Origin of the sequence: Nocardia crassostreae, assembly GCF_001613405.1 — a bacterium.
Classification (GTDB): Bacteria; Actinomycetota; Actinomycetes; order Mycobacteriales; family Mycobacteriaceae; genus Nocardia; species Nocardia crassostreae.
Window position 1 is genome coordinate 402,583 of record NZ_BDCH01000017.1, and the last position, 19,243, is coordinate 421,825.

General features: G+C 67.7%; 23 protein-coding genes. 15 read left to right on the plus strand and 8 right to left on the minus strand.

The window, feature by feature from the left end:
• Positions 1-4: 4 nt before the first annotated feature.
• From NC4_RS18315 to NC4_RS42810, 3 genes are all read left to right on the plus strand, one after another.
• A complete protein-coding gene (locus tag NC4_RS18315; RefSeq protein ID WP_067539627.1) occupies positions 5-571 on the plus strand; it encodes a TetR/AcrR family transcriptional regulator in 567 nt (188 codons plus the stop codon).
• An 86-nt stretch (positions 572-657) separates the two neighbouring features.
• A complete protein-coding gene (locus NC4_RS42805) occupies positions 658-1,239 on the plus strand; it encodes an alcohol dehydrogenase catalytic domain-containing protein (protein WP_245721761.1) in 582 nt (193 codons plus the stop codon).
• Positions 1,240-1,719, plus strand: a complete 480-nt coding sequence (locus NC4_RS42810; protein WP_305781637.1) for a zinc-binding dehydrogenase — start codon at positions 1,240-1,242, stop codon at positions 1,717-1,719.
• A 10-nt stretch (positions 1,720-1,729) separates the two neighbouring features.
• Here the strand turns inward: NC4_RS42810 and NC4_RS18325 are convergent, their stop codons facing one another.
• Positions 1,730-2,650 carry a LysR family transcriptional regulator gene (locus NC4_RS18325; protein WP_067539630.1) on the minus strand — a complete coding sequence of 307 codons (921 nt, stop codon included), beginning with the start codon at positions 2,648-2,650 and terminating at the stop codon, positions 1,730-1,732.
• A 112-nt stretch (positions 2,651-2,762) separates the two neighbouring features.
• On the opposite strand from NC4_RS18325, the gene NC4_RS18330 reads away from it, so the two are divergent.
• The gene (locus NC4_RS18330; protein ID WP_067539633.1) at positions 2,763-3,500 is read left to right on the plus strand and encodes an SDR family NAD(P)-dependent oxidoreductase; all 738 of its coding nucleotides are present in this window, start codon (positions 2,763-2,765) and stop codon (positions 3,498-3,500) included.
• Positions 3,501-3,528: 28 nt separating this feature from the next.
• The gene (locus NC4_RS18335) at positions 3,529-3,735 is read left to right on the plus strand and encodes a tautomerase family protein (RefSeq protein WP_067539636.1); all 207 of its coding nucleotides are present in this window, start codon (positions 3,529-3,531) and stop codon (positions 3,733-3,735) included.
• A gap of 9 nt (positions 3,736-3,744) precedes the next feature.
• Here NC4_RS18335 and NC4_RS18340 read toward each other — a convergent pair whose 3' ends face one another.
• Complete coding sequence (locus tag NC4_RS18340; RefSeq protein WP_084529310.1) at positions 3,745-4,827, minus strand: fatty acid desaturase family protein; 1,083 nt, start codon at positions 4,825-4,827, stop codon at positions 3,745-3,747.
• A gap of 36 nt (positions 4,828-4,863) precedes the next feature.
• On the minus strand, positions 4,864-5,523 hold the full coding sequence (locus NC4_RS18345; RefSeq protein ID WP_067539643.1) for a TetR/AcrR family transcriptional regulator: 660 nt from the start codon (positions 5,521-5,523) through the stop codon (positions 4,864-4,866).
• Between the two features lie 152 nt (positions 5,524-5,675).
• Here NC4_RS18345 and NC4_RS18350 point away from each other — a divergent pair, with 152 nt between their 5' ends.
• The 3 genes from NC4_RS18350 to NC4_RS18360 all read left to right on the plus strand — a co-directional run bounded on the left by NC4_RS18350 (position 5,676) and on the right by NC4_RS18360 (position 8,984).
• A complete protein-coding gene (locus NC4_RS18350) occupies positions 5,676-7,085 on the plus strand; it encodes an ABC1 kinase family protein (protein ID WP_084529362.1) in 1,410 nt (469 codons plus the stop codon).
• Positions 7,086-7,104: 19 nt separating this feature from the next.
• On the plus strand, positions 7,105-7,422 hold the full coding sequence (locus tag NC4_RS18355) for a hypothetical protein (RefSeq protein WP_067539646.1): 318 nt from the start codon (positions 7,105-7,107) through the stop codon (positions 7,420-7,422).
• A gap of 221 nt (positions 7,423-7,643) precedes the next feature.
• Complete coding sequence (locus tag NC4_RS18360) at positions 7,644-8,984, plus strand: metallophosphoesterase family protein (protein WP_067539650.1); 1,341 nt, start codon at positions 7,644-7,646, stop codon at positions 8,982-8,984.
• Here the strand turns inward: NC4_RS18360 and NC4_RS18365 are convergent.
• Positions 8,905-10,080: an alpha/beta hydrolase gene (locus NC4_RS18365; RefSeq protein WP_245721763.1), complete on the minus strand. Its 1,176-nt coding sequence runs from the start codon at positions 10,078-10,080 to the stop codon at positions 8,905-8,907. The two genes, NC4_RS18360 and NC4_RS18365, sit on opposite strands and share 80 nt — an antisense overlap.
• A 147-nt stretch (positions 10,081-10,227) precedes the next feature.
• Here NC4_RS18365 and NC4_RS18370 point away from each other — a divergent pair, with 147 nt between their 5' ends.
• Positions 10,228-11,139 (plus strand): hypothetical protein, encoded by a 912-nt coding sequence (locus NC4_RS18370; RefSeq protein ID WP_067539653.1) that lies wholly within the window; start codon positions 10,228-10,230, stop codon positions 11,137-11,139.
• A gap of 12 nt (positions 11,140-11,151) precedes the next feature.
• Here the strand turns inward: NC4_RS18370 and NC4_RS18375 are convergent, their stop codons facing one another.
• A complete protein-coding gene (locus NC4_RS18375) occupies positions 11,152-11,637 on the minus strand; it encodes a hypothetical protein (protein ID WP_067539655.1) in 486 nt (161 codons plus the stop codon).
• 255 nt (positions 11,638-11,892) lie between these two features.
• Between NC4_RS18375 and NC4_RS18380 the strand changes: the two genes are divergently transcribed.
• Together NC4_RS18380 and NC4_RS18385 are read left to right on the plus strand one after the other, a co-directional pair.
• Positions 11,893-12,555 (plus strand): TetR/AcrR family transcriptional regulator, encoded by a 663-nt coding sequence (locus NC4_RS18380; protein ID WP_245721764.1) that lies wholly within the window; start codon positions 11,893-11,895, stop codon positions 12,553-12,555.
• Positions 12,552-13,403: a 3-hydroxyacyl-CoA dehydrogenase gene (locus tag NC4_RS18385; protein WP_067539658.1), complete on the plus strand. Its 852-nt coding sequence runs from the start codon at positions 12,552-12,554 to the stop codon at positions 13,401-13,403. Before NC4_RS18380 ends, NC4_RS18385 begins: the two co-directional genes overlap by 4 nt.
• Before the next feature lie 4 nt (positions 13,404-13,407).
• On the opposite strand, the gene NC4_RS18390 is transcribed toward NC4_RS18385, so the two are convergent.
• The 3 genes from NC4_RS18390 to NC4_RS18400 form a co-directional block, all read right to left on the minus strand.
• Entirely contained in the window at positions 13,408-14,208 is an 801-nt protein-coding gene (locus tag NC4_RS18390; RefSeq protein WP_157554852.1) for a helix-turn-helix domain-containing protein, read from the minus strand.
• Between the two features lie 112 nt (positions 14,209-14,320).
• The gene (locus NC4_RS18395; RefSeq protein WP_084529313.1) at positions 14,321-14,773 is read right to left on the minus strand and encodes a DUF6069 family protein; all 453 of its coding nucleotides are present in this window, start codon (positions 14,771-14,773) and stop codon (positions 14,321-14,323) included.
• A gap of 117 nt (positions 14,774-14,890) precedes the next feature.
• Positions 14,891-15,817 (minus strand): LysR family transcriptional regulator, encoded by a 927-nt coding sequence (locus NC4_RS18400; RefSeq protein WP_067539665.1) that lies wholly within the window; start codon positions 15,815-15,817, stop codon positions 14,891-14,893.
• An 83-nt stretch (positions 15,818-15,900) separates the two neighbouring features.
• On the opposite strand from NC4_RS18400, the gene NC4_RS18405 reads away from it, so the two are divergent.
• The 4 genes from NC4_RS18405 to NC4_RS40305 all read left to right on the plus strand — a co-directional run bounded on the left by NC4_RS18405 (position 15,901) and on the right by NC4_RS40305 (position 19,236).
• A complete protein-coding gene (locus tag NC4_RS18405; RefSeq protein WP_067539668.1) occupies positions 15,901-16,593 on the plus strand; it encodes a type 1 glutamine amidotransferase domain-containing protein in 693 nt (230 codons plus the stop codon).
• Positions 16,594-16,715: 122 nt separating this feature from the next.
• Positions 16,716-17,516, plus strand: a complete 801-nt coding sequence (locus tag NC4_RS18410; RefSeq protein WP_067539963.1) for an SGNH/GDSL hydrolase family protein — start codon at positions 16,716-16,718, stop codon at positions 17,514-17,516.
• Positions 17,517-17,663: 147 nt separating this feature from the next.
• Complete coding sequence (locus NC4_RS18415) at positions 17,664-18,863, plus strand: substrate-binding domain-containing protein (protein WP_067539671.1); 1,200 nt, start codon at positions 17,664-17,666, stop codon at positions 18,861-18,863.
• A complete protein-coding gene (locus NC4_RS40305; RefSeq protein WP_169814824.1) occupies positions 18,745-19,236 on the plus strand; it encodes a vWA domain-containing protein in 492 nt (163 codons plus the stop codon). Before NC4_RS18415 ends, NC4_RS40305 begins: the two co-directional genes overlap by 119 nt.
• Positions 19,237-19,243: the final 7 nt, after the last annotated feature.

Below are 19,243 nucleotides of genomic sequence, written 5' to 3' on the forward strand. Positions count from 1 at the left end.
TCACATGACAAAGCCCAGAGCCAGCCTCTCCCGATCGGACGTTCGCCGAGATGCCGTCGTGGACGCGGCCATCGTCGAGTTCGCCCGCACCGGGTACCACGGCACGCCGATCACCAATGTGGCGGCGACCGCGGGCATCTCCTCCGCCTATGTCTTCAAGCTGTTCCCCGGCAAGGTCGCCCTGTTCGTCGCCGCCCTCGAGCGCACCTTCGAACAGATCGAGCGCGCCATGTCGACCGGTGCCACCCGCGCCGGAGACGATCCCGAGCAGCTGCTCTGGGAAATGGGCGGGGCCTATACCGAGCTCATTGCCGACAAGAACCTGCTCATGATCCAGGTGCACGCCCTCTCGGTCGCCGATATTCCGGAGGTCGGCGAGGCCATGCGCAATGGCCTGGCCCGCGTCACCGGCTTCGTGAAGCGGCGCTCCGGCGCCCCGGACGCGGAGGTCCAGCGCTTCATCGCCTGGGGCCAGCTGTGCCACCTCATCACCACCCTGCAACTCGACGGCAATACCAACGACTGGGCCACCATCGTCACCGCGGGCATTCGACATCCGAAGCCCCGCTAGAGATTTCGAACGATGCCCCGTCCCGGGGCATTATTTCGAGCCATAGAGTGACTGACCAATCACTCACCATCAGGAAGGGAAGAACAATGACCACTCCGACCATCACCCACGCCACCGAGATCGTGCTCCCCGGCAAGGTCGAACCGCACGGCCTGCTCGTGACCGAGCGCGAAGTGCCCGCTCCCACAGCGCATCAGGCGCTGGTGCGGGTCGACGCGTCCGGCGTCTCCTTCGCCGAGCAGCAGATGCGCCGCGGCAAGTACTACGACCAGCCCGCCTTCCCCTTCGTGCCCGGCTACGACCTGGTCGGCACCGTCATCGCCGTCGGCGACCAGGCCGACCCGAATCTGGTGGGCCGCCGCGTCGCCGCGCTGACCAAGATCGGCGGCTGGAGCAGCCACGTACTGCTGGACGCCGCCGACCTGGTCCGGGTGCCCGAGGCGCTCGACCCGGCCGAGGCGGAAACCTTCGTGGTCAACGGAATCACGGCCTACCAGATGCTCTTCCGGCACACCAAGGTCCGGCCCGGCCAGACCATCCTGGTGCACGGGGCCAATGGCGGCGTCGGTTCCACCCTGGTGCAGTTGGCCCGGGCCAATGGAATTCACGTCATCGGCACCGCCTCGGCCCGCAATGCCGAAGCCGTGGCCCAGTTGGGCGCCACCTAGATCGACTACCGCGGTGATGTGACACAACAGGTTCGAGAGCTCGCCCCCGAGGGCGTGGCCGCCGTCTTCGACCACATCGGCGGTCCGGGCATCGTCGACTCCTGGCGCCTGCTCGCCCCCGGCGGCGCCCTGGTGTCCTACGGCACCGCCGCCACCAAGAACGAGGAGGGCAATTCCCAGCTCCCCGTCCTGAAGCTCGTCGCCCGCCTGCTGCTGTGGAACGCACTGCCCAACAAGCGCAGTGCCCACTTCTACAACCTGTGGTCCGGCAAGCGCAATCTCACCCGCTTCCGCAACCGCCTCGCCGCGGACCTCACCGAGGTCTTCGGCCTCGCCGCCACCGGCACCCTGCGCGCCGTGGTCGCTGCCCGCATACCCCTCTCCGAGGCCGCCCGCGCCCTGGAACTCGCCGAATCCAGCACGGTGACAGGCAAGGTCGTCATCGTCCCCGATGCGCGCCAGCACTCGACAGGCGCATGAGCGGTATCCCTCAACGGGACGCCGCTTCCTCCGGCGCGGCAGTGAAATGCGATCGGATGAGGGTCACGAAATCCTGGATATGCGGGCGATCGTCATCGGAGCGCACGCCCGCGTACCAGGGCCTGGTATCACCCCCGGGGCCGATGCGCACCGTGGCGATCTCGCCGCGCGCCACGAAGGGCGCGGCCACCCAGGACGGGAGGACGCCGACACCCTCACCGGCGACGATCAATTCGATGAACAGTTCGGTGAGGATGGGGATCAGGGTCAGGCGGGCCGGGTGGGCGCCGGGCGGCAGCGGCGGCTGGGTCGGGTTGGGGCGGCTCGGGTCGTAGGTGTCGTAGAGGATCAGGTTCTCGGTGGCGAAATCGGGGCCGGTGACGTGATCCCGGGTGGCCCAGGGATGGGTCGGGGCGACCACCGCCAGCATGTCGTCGTCCATGAGATGGGTGAGGCGGACCTGGTCGGCGGTGGAGTGCAGTTTGGTCACCACGGCCACATCGATGCGCTGCGCGAGCAGGGCGTCGACGGGATCCTCGTCGCCGATGTTCTGCACGCGAATCAGGCTGTCGGGGCGATTGATTCGCAGTTCGCGCATGACCGGGGTGAGCCAGGAGAAGGTGGTCGCGCACTGGGTGGCGAGGCGGATGGTGCGATCGCCGTAGCGGGCGACCTCACGCACCTCCTGCTCCGCGGCGCCCAGATCGGCGAGAATGCGAGAAGCTCTCGGCAGCAACCGTTTTCCGGCCAGATTGGGCACCAGTCGCCGCCCCACCCGATCGAACAGCGGGGTGCCGAGCCGCTCTTCCATCTTGAGCAGCCGCTGACTGAGCGCGGGCTGGCTGACATAGAGCCGGTCGGCCGCCTGTTGCAGGGTGCCGCCGGTCGCCAGCGCGTCGAGCAGCTCCAGATCCCGGACATCAAAATCCATAAGCTCAGCTTAGCGGTTGGCGAACTTTTACGTTGTGGACTTATATAGCGCTCACGGCCGATCCTCGAAGGGCGCCGGTTACCGAAGACCGGCGGAGACGAAAGAGGATGAGATGACGAGCAATTCACGCACCGCCATCGTGACCGGCGGTTCCAGCGGTATCGGCTTCGCCGTCGCGGCGGCCCTCATCGCGCGCGGCGACAATGTGGTGATCGGCGGCCGGGATCGAGCCAAGCTCGCGGCGGCGGTCGAACAGCTGGACGGCGGCGGGCGCAGCCGGTTCGCGGTCGGCGATCTAGCCGACGAGGTCACCGGTCCGGCCCTGGTGGCGACCGCCGTCGAGGCGTTCGGCTCGGTCGACATCCTGGTCAACAATGCGGGGACCTTCGGCTCGACCCCGTTCACCGAGGTCACCCCGGATCAGCTCGACGGGTTCCTGCAGGGCAATCTGCGCGGCACCTATCTGGTCACCCAGGCCGTCGCGCGCCGGATGATCCAGCAGGGCGCAGGCGGCGCCATCGTCAATATCACCACCGTGCTGCTGTCGCACTCCATTGCCGGATTCCCGGCGAGTGCGGCCATGGCGTCCAAGGGCGGCGTCCGCGCACTTACCGTCTCGCTCTCGGCCGAGCTCGCGGCGTACGGCATTCGGGTGAACGAGGTCGCGCCCGGCATTGTGCGCACCCCGCTGCACAGCGCCGATGTGGACGAGCTGGGCGCCCTGGCGGTCCTGAACCGGGTCGCGGAGGCCGCCGAAATCGCCTCCTCCGTCCTGCATCTCACCGATGCCGAGTTCACCACCGGCGCCCAGCTCGACCACGACGGCGGCTTCGTCACCGCCCGCCGCTGAAACCATCGCATTCGAAGGAGTCCCCGCCATGCCGTACGTCAATGTCAAGATCACCCGTGAAGGCGCTACCGCCGCGCAGAAGGCCGAGATCATCGCCCGTATGACCGAAGTCCTCGTCGACGTCCTCGACAAGGACCCGCGGCTGACCTTCGTCATTATCGACGAGGTCGAGCTCGAGGACTGGGGCGTCGCGGGCCTGAGCACCTCGGAATTCCGGAAAGCCCAGGCGCGCTGACGAATCCGCTCAGTGCGCAGCCCGATCGGATGCCGTCGGCCCGGCGAACCGGCCGACGGCATCGAGGTGCCGCAACGCCTGGGCGTAGGAGTCGAACAATCCGGCCTGGCTGTACGGCACGCCGATCTCGGCGCAGAACTCCGCGACGATCGGCTGCGCGCGGCGCAGGCTGGGGCGCGGCATGGCCGGGAAGAGGTGTTGCTCGATCTGATAGTTCAACCCGCCCAGCGCCGCATCGATGAACCGGCCGCCGCGCACATTGCGGGAGGTGAGCACCTGGCGGCGCAGGAAGTCGGTGGCCTCGTCCGCCGAAAGCACCTCCATCCCTTTGTGATTGGGTGCGAAGGTACAGCCCATGTAGAATCCGAACAGGCCCTGCTGCACGGCGATGAAGACCAGGGCCTTGCCCGGCGACAGCACCAGGAACACCGCGGACAGGTACCCGATGGCGTGCGCCGCCAACAGCGCCCCCTCCCAGATGCGGTGGCGCAGCGGCCAGCTCAGCACCGCGCGCACACTCGCGTAGTGCAGGCTCCCCGCCTCGAGCAGGAGCATCGGGAAGAACAACCAGGATTGATACCGGAAGATGAACCGCCGCCAGCCTTTACCGGTCGCGGCCCGATCGCCGGAGTGCGCCAGGATCCCCGAGATATCGGGATCGGCGCCCTCGGTATTGGGATGGGCGTGGTGCCGATTGTGATTGCTGGTCCACCAGCCGATGCTCAGCCCGATGGCGAGATTCCCGGCGAACAACCCGTACAGGTAGTTGGCCCGCCGCGTCCGGAAGATCTGCCGATGCCCGGCATCGTGCCCCAGGAATGCGAACTGCGCGAATACCGCGGCCAGGAATACCGCGGTTCCCAACTGCCACCACGAATCCCCGATCACCGCGAAGGCCGCCCAACCGCCCGCGAACGCCGCCGCGGCGACGGCGGTCAGCCCGCCGTAATACCGCACCCGTCGATCCAGCAGCCGCGCGTGCCGCACCCGGCGCAATAGCACCGCGTACTCACTGCCTCGCGCCCGCACCACATCGGACCCCACCGGCGCAGGCCGAGCCTGCGCGATATCCATCGCCACGAACTCCAGCATGCCTGCCGACGGCCACCATCAGGTGAACGGTTCCTTTCAGTGTTTGCGCAGGCCGTTGAGCAGCAGATCGAGGATGGCGTCGAGATTGTGCGCGCGGGCCTCGGGGCCGAGCGGGCCGGACATCATGTCGACCATGCTGGGGGTGAGCATCATATAGATGGCGCGGCCCAGGGTGCGGGTGTCGATATCGTTGCGGAGATAACCCTGGGCAATGCCGAGTTCGAGGGCGGCGGCGGTGCCCGCGGCGAGGGCCTCGTTGACGGCCAGCAGGCGCGCGGTCAGTTCGGCGTCCACGGCGGTGCCCTCGAACATGAGCATGCGAATCATGCCGGGTTCGTCGTCGACGGCGCGCAGGACCGCTTCGCCAACGGCGCGGACATGGGTGAGGAAGCCTTCGAAGTCCTCCGGCGGGCCGTCGCCCCAGGCCTCGCGGGCCACGTCGAACATCTTCTCGATGCCGAAATCGATGACGTGGTCGAGGATGTCGCGCTTGGAGTCGAAGTACCGGTAGAAGGTGCCGGTGGCCACGCCGAGGCGATCGGTGATGTCGTTGACTCCCGCCGCGGTGTAGCCCTTGTCGATGAAGACAGCATAGGCGGTCTCGATCAGTTCGCGGCGGCGCTGGGCGGCCAGTTCGGCGCGCGGGGGGCGGCCGCGCTTGGGGCGGTCGGGTGCGGTCGATCCTTCGGTGGTCATGGGCGCTTTCTCGGGACAGGTGCGGCGTCGGAGACAGCGTACCGCCCGGAAAATTAGGTGAGTGAGGTCTCGTTCACTTATTTACAGGGGTGTCGCGCGGCTGTTAGATTTTTGGTGAATGAGACCTCATTCATTGATGCATGGAGACGAACATGGCGAAAGATCCCATGGACAAGAAGGTCCCCACCTCCCGCACGGTGCGCACCGCCGCACTCGGCCGTATTGCCGCCGGTCAGGTGCTGCGACAGGCTGGTGCGAAGGTCGCCACGGTGGGGCGCGGCGACGAGAAGAAGAAGGTCGTCATGGACCGCCGCCAGGCGGAGGCCATGCGGGCGCTGGTCAACGGCCTGGGCACCATGCGCGGGGCGGCCATGAAGATCGGGCAGGCGCTGTCGGTGGTGGACGGCGGCATCTTCCCGGACGAGATCCGCGAGGATTTCCAGAAAGCCCTTGCCCAGCTGCGGGATTCGGCGCCGACCGTATCGTTCGAGAAGATGCGCAAGGTGATCGAGGAGGATCTCGGCGGCACGCTGAAGGAACACTTCGCACAGTTCGAGGACAAGCCCCTGGCCTCGGCCTCCATCGGCCAGGTGTACCGGGCGCGGCTGCACGACGGCCGCGAGGTCTGCGTGAAGGTGCAGTATCCGGGCATCGACAAGGCGGTGCGCGCCGATGTCAAGAATATGGCGCTGCTCACCCACGGCTTGAAAATCATTGCGCCCGCACTGGATACGAAGGCCATGGCCGAGGAGATCCGCGATCGCGTGGAAGAGGAGCTGGACTACGAGCTGGAGGCGCAGAACCAGCGGGCCGCCGCCCGGCTCTACCGCGGGCATCCGTTCATCGTGGTACCCGATGTGGTCTCGAGCCTGTCCGGGCGCCGGGTGCTGGTCACCGAATTCTTTCCGGGGCGTGGATTCGAGGAGATCAAGGACACCGATCAGGAGACCCGAAATCGCGTGGCGGAGATCCTGTTCCGCTTCTTCGGCGGCGGCATGCTGCGCTACCGGCAGTTCTCCGGCGACCCGCATCCCGGCAATTTCCTGGTCGGCGACGACGGCCGGGTCGCATTCCTGGATTTCGGACTCTACAAATACGTGGCCGCCGACGCGGTCGAACATCAGCTGCGGATTCAGCGCGCCATGGCCGAGGACGACGCCCCGGGGGTGCACCGGGCACTGAGCGAGGCGGGCTTCATCCCGGATCCCGATTCGGTACCGGTGGCGGAGGCGGCAGGCATTGTCGGCGCGGTGATCGGCTGGCTGACCACCGACGAAAACCTGTGCATCACAACGGAAATGGTGAACGATGCAATGGCACAGACCATTGTCCCCACCTCCGACAGCTTCGGGCTGATTCGCAAGCAATCAGTGCCGCAGGAGCAGCTGGTCACGCTGCGCACCCTTGTCATGGTGATGGCGGCGCTGGGACAGCTACGCGCCGAGGGCAATTGGCATCGCATTGCCCGCGAATGGCAGTACAACGAGGCCCCGGTGACCGAGCTCGGCCGCATCGAGGCGGAATCCGATTGGGCCACCACGACTTTGGTTCCGGTCAGCTGAATCCCGCCAGGAGAATCCCATGATCGCCAATCTGCTGAACGACGTGCTCGGCAATCCCATCGCGCGCGGGGCCATCGACCGGGCGCAGGATGCCCGCGATGCCGCCCTGGAGGCGCAGGAGGCCGTGCTCGGCCTGCTGAACCTGCCCACCGCCACCGGCGTGGACACCATCCTGCATCGCATGAAGTCGATCTCGCAGCGCCTCGAACTGCTCGAGGACGCCATCGACAATCTCAATCGCTCGGCCGCGACCATCGCGTCGATCTCCGCGAAGCTCACCGAACTGGACAAACATCTGGAGCAGGTGCTCGCGGGGAAACAGGCCGCCGAAAGTTAAGCCGGGTAAGCCGAACTGTTATGCACGGGAGTCCGTGCGTTCAAGAATCGGACCTACCGTCGAGTAAAGGGCACGACGGAGGTTCCCATGCAGAACGCACGTCTTCGAACCGCATGGCTGGCGAATGTGACCGCCGGGGCGGCGGCCGTCACGGTACGGGCCTCGCTGCCGCGGTCCGTCTTCACCGTTTACCAGTCCGAGGCCGTGCGCGCAGCGCCATTGTGGCCTCGGACCTCGAGGTGGTCACCGTCACCGATTGCTCGGTGGTCCTCACCTGGACCACCCGGGCCCGGGACAAGACCGGGAGGATGCGGCCCGCGCCCGCCGATACCGAGGTGCGCATCACCCCGGCCGACGGCGTCGCGCCCGCACTGCCGCTGTCTGTGGACGAGCGGCCGACCGCCTTCCACTACGCCGAGATCCACGGACTGGAGCCGGGGCGCGGCTACCGGTTCGAGGCGTACTCGGCGGGCCATCGCGTCGTCCCGGCGCGCACGCGGGTCACGCGGCGCGCCGGAACACCGGAAACCACGGGGGTTTTCACCACTCTCACACCGCCGCCGGGGCGGCTGCTGCGCACCATCGCGCTGGCCAATGACGTGCACTACGGCGAGGAGGCCAGCGGCATCTTCGTGGCCGGGTGGCCGCAGGGCCTGCGGCACGACACCGAGGATCATCCCGAGGTCATGCTCGACGCGCTCCTCGACGATCTGCGCGCGCCGGACCGGGGCGCCGATCACCTGATCGTGGCGGGCGATCTGACCGACAGCGGATCACTGCGAGAGTCGCTGGCAGTCCGCGCCCGGCTGGATCGCTGGGGCGCGCTGGGCCGCGACTACTTCGTGTGCCGCGGCAATCACGATGCGCCGCTGCGCTATCCGGACGATCCGTGGGGTTCGGTCTTCCATCCGCGGCAGCAGCTGGCCGAGCACCGAATCGGCGGATTGCGCATTATCGGCCTCGACACCACTCGGCTGCGCGGTGCGGACGGGACGATCGTGCGGCCGCAACTGGATCATCTGCGCGAGCTGCTGCGGGCCGATCCCGGGCAGCCCACCCTGGTCTTCGGTCACCACCCGGTGACTTCCTGTGCGGCCGTGAGCAATCCGGGCGGACCCGGATTCGTGCTGGATCGCTCGAACTCCGCCGCACTGCACGAGCTCTACCGCGCCGCGCCCGGGGTGTTCCTGCATCACTGCGGTCATACGCATCGAAATCGCCTGGGCCGCCCCGATTCCGGCATTGCCGTCGAATTCCTCGAGGTGGCGGCGGTCAAGGAGTATCCCGGCGGCTATATGCGCCTGCGCCTCTACGAGGGCGGCTATATGGCCAACTTCTACAAGACGCGCTCGGAGTCGGCGCGCGGCTGGAGCACCCGCACCCGCCGCCAGTTCCTGGGCATGTACCCCGATCATGCGCTGGGCAGCTTCGCCTCACGCAATCACGTTGTGCTGCGCGACTTCTCCGGTCTGGAGGCGGCGCTCACCGAGCCGGGAAGTGCTCGTCCAGGAAGTCCGCGAACACCCGCCGCGACGTCTGCGTACCCCAATCGCCCCAGGTGAAGTCGTAGGCGTGCTCGCCGTACGGAATCGGCAGCAGCTGATTGGGCACACCCGCGTCGTCGAGGCGATCGATGAAGGCCACCGATTCGCCGTAGGGGACCACATGGTCGCGGGTGCCGTGCATGACGAGCGTGGGCGGCAGGCCCGGGCGGACGTAGTTGATCGGTGAGGCCGCCGCGTAGTGGCTGGGCGCGCGGTCGGGGGTGCCACCGGTGTAGTCCTCGACCAGATCGCGAATATCAGGTAGCAGACGGGGATTTCGCCATCCGGCGGCGAGATCGGTGGGCGGGTAGAAGGCGGCGACGGCGCGCACCGAGGTATCGGTCACCGCGCAGCTCGGCGCGATGGGCTCGGCGTAGGCGGCCATGAGCGCGAGATTGCCGCCCGCCGAACCACCGGCGACCATGACCCGCTCCGGATCGATCGTGTATTCCAGGGCATGCTGTTTCACCCAGCCGATCGCGCATTTCACATCGGCGGGCGCCTGATCCCAGCGCGGCGGCGGGGACATCCGGTATTCGATGGAGAAGACCGCATATCCCTTGTCGTTCAACCATTTATGCCATTTCGGCGCTTCCCCGCGATCGCCGTGCGCCCAGCCGCCACCGTGTACCCACACCACGGCGGGCCGCGGTCCCGACGGGCCGCCCATGGGCACCTTGGCGTCCAGCAGCAAGGGCGTGCCGTCGATGGTGTTGTAGATCGTGCTCAGCGAATCGACCGGCCGCCCCCGATTGGACCCGTCGGTCAGGTAATCCAGCACCGAGAGCTTCGCGTCGTACCGATCGGCCGTCCGCCACGACGCCACCAGCGGGAACCCGGCCGCCACCACGCCCACCAGGCACACCGCCGCGGTCACCGCCCCGACCAGCCGCAGCGCACCGTGCATGCGCCGCTGGGCCAGCAGCGCCGACAATCCGACGCCGAACAACCCCAGCGGTATCAGGAAGAACCCGTAATTGCTCACCGCGAACGACAGACCGACCATTGCGGCGGGAATGCGCGCGGTGGCGATCACATACGTGAACAGCCCCATCACCACCGCGACCAGCACCGCCACCCCGGCCGACACCCAGCGCACGACCATGCCGCCCATTAACGCACGCCCTCCGACCCCACCTGCGCCGACACGCCCCGGCCGCACACCCGTCTCGCATCCGCACACCGCGCGAACGGCGTGTGCGGAACGCGGACGGAGTGTGCGGCGCACATGTCGGGGACAGCACTCGTAGGGTGGGTCGGTATGAGGCTCGAGGACGTCGCGGACGAGCTGTACGGGGTCCCGCCCGCGGAGTTCGTGGCGGTGCGCGGCGAGCGGGTGCGGCAGGCGCGAGACGGCGGGGACAAGGAGCTGGCCGCTGCCATCGGGAAGTTGCGGCGGCCGACCGTGGCGGCGTGGGCGGTGAATCTGCTGGCGCGGGAGGCGGCGGAGGATGTCGAGGCGCTGCTGAGTGTCGGGGACACATTGCGGGAGGCGCAGCGGCGGCTGTCGGGAGAGCAGCTGCGGGCGCTCACTACCCAGCGGCAGCAGGTGGTCAATGCGCTGACCAGGAAGGCCGGTGAGCTGGCGGCGGCGCGGGGGCAGAGGCTGTCGGAATCGGTGCTGCGGGATGTCGGCGGCACCTTGCAGGCCGCGCTGGCCGATCAGGCGGTGGCCGAGGAGGTTCGCACCGGGACGCTGACCGCGGCCGCCAGCTACGAGGGCTTCGGTCCGGCCGCCCTGGTCGCCGTGGCGGGCGGCGGGACCGACGGCTCCGGCGAAACCGATTCCGGGGCATCGGAAGCCGCTGACCAGCGGCGCGACGCCACCGCCGAGGCCCGCCGGACCGCGGGCTCCGCTCGCGCCGGACAGGCCGCACCGGACGCGGAGGCCGCGGTGCGGCGGGACCTCGAGGAGACACTCGCCGAGGTCGAATCCGCCCGCGCCGAGCGGGCTTCGGCGGCCGCCGAGCACGACCGCGCCGCCGCCGATCTGGCCGAACTCGAATCCCGCATAGCGTGGCTGCGCGAGGAGCTGGACCAGGCCGAGGAACGGCGGCGCTTCAGCGTGGCCGCCGAACGGGCGGCGCGGGATGTGCTCCGCCGCGCCGACCGGCATCTGGCGGGCATCGAACGGCGCGCGGAGAAAGTCCGGGAACGGCTGAGCTCGGACTGACCGGGCAGCCGGTTACGGGCCGATCATGAGCGGGCGGGGCGGGTGCAGTTCGACCAGCGCGACCAGATCGCCGTAGGAGACGGAGCCATTGGCGAGGCGGTGGACCATGCGCGCCAGGGCGGTTCGCGCGCCGTATTTGATGCGCATGCCCTCGTGGATCCGTTCGGCCAGGTAGGGGTCGCCGACAATGCGGGCGGTGCCGTAGTGCTGGCGGGAGCCGAGGGCCGGGCGGCCGCGCCAATCACCGGCCTGGATCACCACGCGGCCGTCGAACGCCAGCTCCTCGGCCTCTGCGCCGTGCGAGGAGAGCAGGAAGGCCAGGCGGCCGTGATCGGCGGGGAGCACCAGGTGCGGGGTGGTGGCAATACTGCCGGGGGCGATCGGGCGTGTCACCAGGACGGATTTGGCGTCCCACCACAGGGATCCGGGGTGCCAGGTATCGGGGGCGGCGGAGGGTCGGGGATGGAAGGTTGCTGCGGGTACCGTACGCGTTGCCATAATCGGTCGATCTCCAAAACTGTTGTTTTCCAATGCCTTTCGAACACGAGTCCGTGGACGTGGGTGGCTTGCGCAGCGGCTAGGCTCGGCTTCCATGACGGGGAGCGCCGTAATTGTCCCGCTCTCAAGGTTAGCCTCGTTAACGAATGCGTGCCACGACCCCCCGCCCGGAATAGGGGGTTGCGGGTTTGATAACTGGGAGTACGCTCATTACTGAGCCTAATCATTTACCAGCCGTGGGTCTGGAGGTGTCCGATGACCACACCGCCCACGTCGGCGCAGGTCGGCCGACGCTTGCGGAATATGCACGATAAGCAGTCGCGGATTTTCGAGGCGGCGGCGACGCTGTTTGCTGAGCGCGGATTCGATAGTGTCACAACACAACAGATCTCCGACCGCGCGGATATCGCCGCCGGGACGCTGTTCCGATACGCCGCCTCCAAGGGCGAACTGCTGCTCATGGTCTACAACGAGGACTTCCGCGCGGCCCTGGAACGCGGCGAGCGCGAGGCGCGAGCGCAGCGGGATCCGATCAAGGCCATTCTCGCCGTGACCGGACCGATCGCCGAGGCCGCGAACCGGCATCCCACGAATACCGTTGTGTATCAACGAGAATTGCTGTTCGGATCGCCGACCGACAAGTACCGCTCGGAAGGGCTCGCGCTGGTGGCCCGGCTGGAGGCCGTGCTCGCCGAGCGGCTGGCCCTCGACGCCCGGGCCCGGCGGCTCGATTCACCCCGGCTCGACAGTCAGGCGCGGCTGGCCGGGCGCAGTGTTTTCGCGGTGCTGCAACTGGCCGTCGTCCAGCCTGCCACCGGCGCGCATCCGGGCCACAATGCCCTCGACGACCTACGCGCACAGATCACCCAGATCGTGGCCGGGTTCTTCGCTTCGCTCGAGAACAGGAGAAAAGCATGACCATTCGCACCGTGACCGTCCTCGGAACCGGAGTCCTGGGTTCGCAGATCGCCTTCCAGACCGCGTTCAGCGGTTTCGAGGTCACCGCCTACGACATCAGCGAGGAGGCGCTGAAGGAGGCGCGGAAGCGATTCGAGAACCTCGCGGCCGTCTACGAGAAAGAGGTCGAAGGCGCGGGCGACGGCAAAGCGGAGCAGACCGCCGCGGAGATCACGCTGACTTCCGATCTGGCCGAAGCGGTTCGCGATGCCGATCTGGTGATCGAGGCGGTGCCGGAGGTACTCACCATCAAGGAGCAGCTCTACACCGAGCTCGCCAAGACAGCCCCCGAGAAGACCATCTTCGCCTCCAACTCCTCCACCCTGCTCCCCAGCGCCATGAAGGACTACACCGGCCGCCCCGACCGATTCCTCGCCCTACACTTCGCCAATCAGGTCTGGAAGTTCAACACCGCCGAGATCATGGGCACCCCCGAAACCGACCCGGGCGTATTCCAAGCCGTCGTCACCTTCGCCTCCGCCATCAACATAGTCCCCATCGAAATCCACAAGGAGAAAGCAGGATACGTCCTCAACTCACTCTTGGTGCCCCTCCTCCACGCAGCCATGGAACTGGGCGAGGGCGGCTACGCCACCCCCGAAGCGGTCGACAAAACCTGGCGCATAGGCACCGGCGCCCCCTTCGGCCCCTTCCAAATCCTCGACGTAATCGGCCTCAACACCCCGTACAACATCCTCGCCAACAGCGACGAGAACAGCAAAAAGCTCGCGAAGTGGTTGAAAGACAACTACATCGACAAGGGCAAGCTCGGCATCGCCACCGGAGAAGGCTTCTACAAGTACGGCTAGATTTCTAGGGTTCGACCCGCACGAAACTGGTCATCTTCCAGCCCTGGGCCGGAAAGTCCTGCCCGCTTCCGATGATCTCGTGCAGCTTGTACTCCCCGGATTCGGGAACGCGCAGAGTCACGCTGCTCGCCGTGAAGGAGTCATCCGTGAGCTCCTCGATCGCGAGCAGCCTCTCGAACTCGGGGTTGGCCGAGCAGTTCGTGAGCACTTCCGTCATTCGCGCCGGAGGCAGCAATCCCGCGCCCATCGTTCGGAAGGTCAATGCCAGCCCACCGGCGACGACCGCCCACGAGTCTCCGAAGACCTCCTTGGCGGCCGGATTGGTGACCACCTCCTCCAGCAGATTGACCGGCCGGTCCGCGCCCGGTGGCGCCGGGCGCAGGAACTCCGCGTACTCGAGCATCCGCGAACTGGCGGCGAGGATGTCCAGGCCCGGAAAGGTGTTGTACAGCGAGGGCTGCGCCTGGATCTCGAGCAATACCAGGTCGGCCTCGGTGAGCTCGCCCGGCCAGCTACCGGCCTCGTAGGTGTAGAGATCGGGCCCCAGTATCAGCCACGGAATCCTGGGGATGAGGATCCGCGGAATCTTCAAGTACAGAAGAATATTCACGATGATGGAGTTCGGGATTCCGAGTCGCCCGTTCTCGTATTTTCTGAGCGTGCTCACGCTGATGTGCAGCGCGTCGGCAAGTTCCTGCTGGGTCACTTTGCGCACCGTGCGAAAGGCGTACAAACCGAGTCGCAGGCTCTCGTTCATCTCCACCGGCTCCAGGCCCATGTACGGATCTCTCTGTCTACCAGCCACCCAGCACTCCCACTCCGATCTTGCGTAATGGCCCGAAACGGTACCGCACCGACCGAAAGGGCCCGCATCCCTTGGGATGCGGGCCCTTTCGGTCGGTCAGTGCTCGAGTCGGTCAGCGGTCGAGCAGGTTGCGGCGGATTCCTTCGGTGGCGATGACCAGGGCGGGGACCAGGGTCAGGTGGGTCACCGACAGGGCGATCTTGGAGGGGGTGTCAAAGTTCGTGCTCAGGGTCAGGGCGATGGTGCCGACGGCGAGGACCGAGCCGATGAGGGCGGCCAGGCGGAGGACGGCGATCCACTTGTAGGACAACAGTGCTGCGGCGGTCAGGCCGATCAGCAAGGGGACGACGGTGAGGGTCACGATGCCGCCGGGGGCGACGTCCTGCACCTGACCGGCATTGCTTATTTCGAAGGTGCCGCCCGCCGCTGCGCCGATCAGCCAGACGATCAGGTTGAGCAGGACGGCGGCGGCGACCGCGCCGAGCACGGCGACCGGTCGGTTCAGCGCGGGGATGCTGAAAGCGCTGCGGGCGGTGCGGGCGGTGATGTGGGTCGCGGTCGTCATGATGACCTCCTGAGTCGAAGCTGTGAAGTTCGTGTGAGTCCATCTTGAAACCTCAACAATTGTTCAGGTCAACGCCGCAACCGAAGCGGGTGTCGCACATCACATCCGGAGCGACGGTCAGTGGTCGCAGGCCCGCCAGCCCGCGGCGACCTCGCGCAGCCGGGCGCCGACCGCCTCGACGTGCGGGCGCGCCGGGCCGCCGACACGGCGGGCCAGGTGGATGGTGTTGATGGGGGCGTCGTCCGGGTCGAGCAGGGTGACGACGGCGCCCGCGGAGAGCTCGCGGGAGCACAGGTAGCGCGGGAGGACGGACAGGCCCGCACCGGCGACCACGGCGGCGAGCACGGCGCGCAGGTCCGGAATGACCAGGGCAGGTTCGGTTTCCAGCCGGGTTTCGAAGACGTGGCGCCAATAGCGGCGCAGGATCGGCAGATCGGGGGCGTAGCTGATGAGCGGCACACCGGTGAAGTCATTGGCGCGCAGGCGATCGACGTCGGTGCGGGCGGCCACGTCCGGGGCGGCCACCAGGACGAATTCCTCATCCGCGAGCGGTTCGGCCAGCACCGCGCGACCGCGCGGGCGAATGGTGGACAGGACCAGGTCGAGTTTGCCGACGCGGAGATCGGCGAGGAGATCGTCGGCCAGGCCGGTGGCGACGGTGAGGCGGATGCCCCGGTCGATCTGCGGGGCCAGCGCGGGCAGCACCAGGGCGGCGAGCAATTCGACCGGGCCGCCCAGCAGAACGGGAGGTTCGGCGGCGGCTGCGGCGGGAGCCGTCATGACGACGGTCGCCAGCGCATCGAGGGGGTCGGCGACGCGGGCGGCGAGGGCGTGCGCCGCGGCGGTGGGGGCCACGCCGCGCGGCAGGCGTTCGAAGAGCGGGCCGCCCAGGCGCCGTTCGAGGGCCTGGAGCTGGGTGGTCACGGTGGGCTGGGACAGGCCGACGGCGGTCGCACCCGCGGTGAGGGATCCGGCCCGATAGACGGCCAGGAAGGTGCGGAGCTGCGACAAATCCAAGGTGCCATCGGTTTGTCTGTATCTCATATAGCCGAGTCTATTGGCAATCCGATCCGGCCCATCCTACCGTTGGCTGCCGGTACCCCGACTTCCCATCCGAGGAGAATCGCATGGCGCGAATCCTGTTCGTCATGACCGGCGTCGACTACTGGACGCTCGCCGACGGCACCAAGCACCCGACCGGGTACTGGGCCGAAGAGTTCGCCGCACCGTACGAGGCGTTCACGGCCGCCGGACACGAGATCGTGGTCGCGACGCCGGGCGGCGTGGCGCCCGCGATCGATCGCGGCAGCCTGGCCCCCGAGGCCAACGGCGGCCCGGAGGGCGCCGACAGGATCGCCGAAACACTCCGCAAGGCAGTCGAATTGAACAATCCGGTGCGACTCGACGAGGTGGATCTCGCCGACTACGACGCGGTCTACTATCCGGGCGGCCACGGCCCCATGGAGGACCTGTCGGTGAATGCCGACTCCGGCCGATTGCTGACTGCCGCACTGGCTTCGGGCAAACCGCTCGGCGTCGTCTGCCACGCCCCGGCCGCCCTGCTGGCCACCGCCGACGCCGCGGGCGAGTCCCCTTTCGCGGGCTACCGGGTGACCGGCTTCACCAATGCCGAAGAGACCATGGCGGGCTTCGCCGACAAGGCGCAATGGCTGCTGGAGGACCGCTTGGTGGCGCTCGGCGCCGACTTCCGCGCGGGTGCGCCGTTCGCACCGCACATCGAGGTGGACCGGAACCTGTACACCGGCCAGAATCCGGCCTCCTCCGCCCCGCTGGCCGCGGAGCTGCTGCGCGCGCTCTGATCCGGATCGCGAACGACCGCCACATCCGCGTTGCGGTGGAGTGAACTTCGGGCGACGACCCTCCACGCGCGAGGGTTTCATCGGTGATGATGCTCGATACAGTCACCGAAAGGCGATTCATCATGTGCGACGGGATATTCACCCGCTATGTCGCCCTGGGCGACAGTCAGACCGAAGGCGTGGGCGACGGGGACGACGCGACCGGCCTGCGCGGCTGGGCCGATCGGCTCGCCGAGCAGCTGGCCGCGGTCAATCCGGAACTGCGCTATGCCAATCTGGCGGTGCGCGGCAAACTGGCCCGCCAGATCCGGGCGCAGCAACTGGACGCGGCGCTGGCGCTGCGGCCGGATCTGGCCACCGTCATGGCCGGTATGAACGATCTGCTGCGGCCAGGCTTCGACGCGGACGAGGTCATCGAGCACATTCATGCCATGTTCGCGGCCCTCACCGCGCAGGGCGCGACCGTGGTGACGCTGACCTTTCCCGATGCCGGGCGGATCATTCCGATCACCCGCCCGATTCGCGGCCGCGTGCACGCCATGAACGCGCGCCTGCGAGCCGCGGCCGATCGGTACGGCGTGATCGTCGCCGAGACCGGGCATCACCCGGTGGTCGCTGATCCGCGACTGTGGAGCCCGGACCGGTTGCACGCCAGTCCGCTGGGCCATCGGCTCATTGCCGACGCCGTCGCCGACGCGCTGGGACTGCCCGGCAGTTCCGACGCCTGGACGCTGCCGCTCACCCCCGCCCTGTCCGAACGCGGCATGCTGGCCACGATCACCGGTGAGTTGCAGTGGGCGGCAACCGCCTTGGTGCCGTGGGCGGTGCACCGGCTGCAGGGCCGCTCCTCCGGCGACACCCGCATCCCCAAACGCCCTGATCTACTGCCGATTCCGCACTCGGATTCGCCGATCCCCCATTGACCCCGCAGGGTTCCTTCGACGGACACCGAATGTTCACCCAACCTCCCTGTTGCCCTGTCTAGGCTGCGGTCATCGAGGGGAAGGTGGCGCCAAGTGCCAGTCCGGCGCACGAAAGTGCTTGTCGCAGTATTATTCACGGTTGCGTCCTTGATTGCGGGCTGCGGCGGCGGGGATGACGAGGGTGGCTCCGGCAGCATCACCGATTACGACCCGAGTTCCGACGTCCTGAATTTCGTGGCGGGCTCCGAGCACGAGGCGGTGTTCGAGCAGATCGTCGGCCCCTGGTGCCGGGAGCAGAAGCTGACCTGCTCGATGACCAAGATGGGTTCGGTGGACCAGGCCCGGATTCTGCAGGGCGGGGATGCGCCCTATGACGCGTTCTGGTTCGCCAGCAGCGTCTTCCAGCAGCTCGGCGACACCGGGAAGAAGCTGTCGCAGGCCCAGCCGATGTTCAGTACGCCGCTGGTCTACGCCGGACGCGGCTCGGAACTGGACAAGCTGGGCTTCTCCGGGCGCGAGGTCGGCATCGAGGAGATCCTGGCGGCGGTCGAGGCGAAGAAGACCACGGTGTGGATGACCAATCCGACCCAATCCAATTCGGGCGCCACCGTATTGCTCGGCTACCTGAACTACTTCGCGGGCAATGGCCCCGGCGTACCGCTCACCCGCGAGCAGCTCGACTCCGAACCGGTGCGCACCGGAATCACCCGCTTCGCGCACGCCTTCGCCCGCACCCCGCCGTCGACCGGCCTGCTCATGGACGAATGCCTGGCCTCCGCCGAGTGCAAGACGATGTTCACCTACGAGGATCTGGTGATCGAGCGCAACAAGGAGCTGGTCGCGGCGGGCCAGGAGCCGCTCGAGGTGGTGTATCCCAAAGGCGTGCTCGCCATTTCGGACGCACCGCTGGGCTTCCTCCCGCACGGCGACAATCCGGACAAGCTGCGCAACTTCCAGAAATTGCAGGAGTTCCTGCTCTCGGCCGACACCCAGAAGCGGCTGACCGAGCTGGGTCGACGGCCCATCACCAGCATCGGCCTGTCCCTGCCCGATGCCCCGCGGGCCGTCTTCAACCCGGACTGGGGCATTCAATCCACCCTGGCCGGGCAGCCCATCACCTTCCCCGCCAGCGCGGTCATCGAAGCGGCCCTGGACAAGTACCAGACCGAGTACCGCACGCCGACCGATCTCGTCTACTGCATCGACGCCTCCGGCAGCATGGGCGACAATGGCGGCTGGGACGGGGTGCTGCGGGCCGCCGATCTGCTGTTCGATCCGGCCGAATCCAAGAAATACCTGCTGCAGACCGGCCCCCCGGGATCAGACCGCGGTCCTGCTGTTCAATGACAGCGCCTCCGGAATATCCTGGCTGCGCGGCAATTCCGACCAGACCCTGCGGACCCTGCGCACTACCGTGCGCGACAGCAGCCCCGGCGGCGAGACCGGCATCTACCGCTGCCTGGACGCGGCGGCCCGCCAGTTCTCCGGCATCGCCGATGTGGATCGCAAGCGGCTCGTCATCCTCATGACCGACGGCCAGGACACCGAGGGCGGCAGCGTGAACGCCATTGCCAGCGCGGGCGTTCCGGTGGTCGCCATCGGTTTCGGCAAGGCCACCAATGCCGATGCGCTGCAACAGATCGCCGAACGCACCGGCGGTTCGTACTTCACCTCCGACGATATGGTCGCGGCCCTGCGCCAGGCCACCGGGTACCGGTAGGAGCCCG

What these genes read in the sequence shown, in the direction of transcription:
- NC4_RS18315 (WP_067539627.1), top strand. Translation starts at nt 5, where the DNA reads ATGACAAAGCCCAGAGCCAGCCTCTCCCGATCGGACGTTCGCCGAGAT.
- NC4_RS42805 (WP_245721761.1), top strand. Translation starts at nt 658, where the DNA reads ATGACCACTCCGACCATCACCCACGCCACCGAGATCGTGCTCCCCGGC.
- NC4_RS18325 (WP_067539630.1), bottom strand. Translation starts at nt 2,650, where the DNA reads ATGGATTTTGATGTCCGGGATCTGGAGCTGCTCGACGCGCTGGCGACC.
- NC4_RS18330 (WP_067539633.1), top strand. Translation starts at nt 2,763, where the DNA reads ATGACGAGCAATTCACGCACCGCCATCGTGACCGGCGGTTCCAGCGGT.
- NC4_RS18335 (WP_067539636.1), top strand. Translation starts at nt 3,529, where the DNA reads ATGCCGTACGTCAATGTCAAGATCACCCGTGAAGGCGCTACCGCCGCG.
- NC4_RS18340 (WP_084529310.1), bottom strand. Translation starts at nt 4,827, where the DNA reads ATGCTGGAGTTCGTGGCGATGGATATCGCGCAGGCTCGGCCTGCGCCG.
- NC4_RS18345 (WP_067539643.1), bottom strand. Translation starts at nt 5,523, where the DNA reads ATGACCACCGAAGGATCGACCGCACCCGACCGCCCCAAGCGCGGCCGC.
- NC4_RS18350 (WP_084529362.1), top strand. Translation starts at nt 5,676, where the DNA reads ATGGCGAAAGATCCCATGGACAAGAAGGTCCCCACCTCCCGCACGGTG.
- NC4_RS18355 (WP_067539646.1), top strand. Translation starts at nt 7,105, where the DNA reads ATGATCGCCAATCTGCTGAACGACGTGCTCGGCAATCCCATCGCGCGC.
- NC4_RS18365 (WP_245721763.1), bottom strand. Translation starts at nt 10,080, where the DNA reads ATGGGCGGCATGGTCGTGCGCTGGGTGTCGGCCGGGGTGGCGGTGCTG.
- NC4_RS18370 (WP_067539653.1), top strand. Translation starts at nt 10,228, where the DNA reads ATGAGGCTCGAGGACGTCGCGGACGAGCTGTACGGGGTCCCGCCCGCG.
- NC4_RS18375 (WP_067539655.1), bottom strand. Translation starts at nt 11,637, where the DNA reads ATGGCAACGCGTACGGTACCCGCAGCAACCTTCCATCCCCGACCCTCC.
- NC4_RS18380 (WP_245721764.1), top strand. Translation starts at nt 11,893, where the DNA reads ATGACCACACCGCCCACGTCGGCGCAGGTCGGCCGACGCTTGCGGAAT.
- NC4_RS18385 (WP_067539658.1), top strand. Translation starts at nt 12,552, where the DNA reads ATGACCATTCGCACCGTGACCGTCCTCGGAACCGGAGTCCTGGGTTCG.
- NC4_RS18395 (WP_084529313.1), bottom strand. Translation starts at nt 14,773, where the DNA reads ATGACGACCGCGACCCACATCACCGCCCGCACCGCCCGCAGCGCTTTC.
- NC4_RS18400 (WP_067539665.1), bottom strand. Translation starts at nt 15,817, where the DNA reads ATGAGATACAGACAAACCGATGGCACCTTGGATTTGTCGCAGCTCCGC.
- NC4_RS18405 (WP_067539668.1), top strand. Translation starts at nt 15,901, where the DNA reads ATGGCGCGAATCCTGTTCGTCATGACCGGCGTCGACTACTGGACGCTC.
- NC4_RS18410 (WP_067539963.1), top strand. Translation starts at nt 16,716, where the DNA reads ATGTGCGACGGGATATTCACCCGCTATGTCGCCCTGGGCGACAGTCAG.
- NC4_RS40305 (WP_169814824.1), top strand. Translation starts at nt 18,745, where the DNA reads ATGGCGGCTGGGACGGGGTGCTGCGGGCCGCCGATCTGCTGTTCGATC.